This is a genomic window from Verminephrobacter aporrectodeae subsp. tuberculatae At4, assembly GCF_000193225.1.
In the GTDB taxonomy this organism is placed as follows: domain Bacteria; phylum Pseudomonadota; class Gammaproteobacteria; order Burkholderiales; family Burkholderiaceae_C; genus Acidovorax; species Acidovorax aporrectodeae.
On sequence record NZ_AFAL01001077.1, the window covers coordinates 1 to 686 of the forward strand.

At 59.0% G+C, this 686-nt stretch carries 1 protein-coding gene and 1 pseudogene; both read right to left on the reverse strand.

Annotated elements, in window-relative coordinates; translation table 11 throughout:
* Positions 1 to 247: transposase (locus VTU_RS0124970; RefSeq protein ID WP_010110841.1), on the reverse strand; the 247-nt coding region annotated here is incomplete at its 3' end.
* Between the two features lie 324 nt (positions 248 to 571).
* Positions 572 to 686 (reverse strand): annotated as a pseudogene (locus VTU_RS34350) (IS5/IS1182 family transposase); the annotation flags it as partial.

Consider the following 686-nt stretch of genomic DNA (forward strand, 5'->3'; position numbering starts at 1 on the left):
CGCCGTGCTCGCGGCACCAGGCGCTCTTGCTCACTTCGCTCATCGCCGCCGTGGTGATCACCGCCGCCAGCCGGGCGGGCGCAGTCCAGGCTCGCCGGGCGGGCCTGGACTGCGCATCTTTGCGCCAACGATCCAGCGTTTCCGCTGCAACGCCAACTTCCTGCGCAACCGCTTGCAGTGCTGCGCTGTGCGGCGGCAGCAATCTTGCCACCGCCTTGTCCTTGAATGCTTGTCCGTATCGAGCCATTTTTGTCCTTCATCGCCGCCCCCAGTTCTTGGTTCTATGGAGACAACAACTATTCTGACGCAGGGGGGTCGGACAGCACGATTGCCCTGCCCACGAAATAGCCAATACCCCTACTTTTACACTGGTTATTTTTCTTGCTCTGTGCTTAAAAATGAGACTTAAGTGACAATGATTGCGCGAAGCTGACTACGATTGCTTTTCATCCACTCCCCAAAGAGGTTTGACATGGTCCGCACTCTCTCCGATACACGCACCGCCAAGTACCAGCGAGGTCAAGCTATGGCCGAAGGCCTTTGCGATTTCGTCAATGGCGGCGTTGTGTCAAGTTGTGCCCGGCGTGGCCTGCGGCCAGAGCAGGACACCTTTGCGCGCGGCAATCTGCGCGTGGCACGCTTTGGTGTCGTAGGCGCCATCGCCGCCGACGATGTCAATCGGTGTT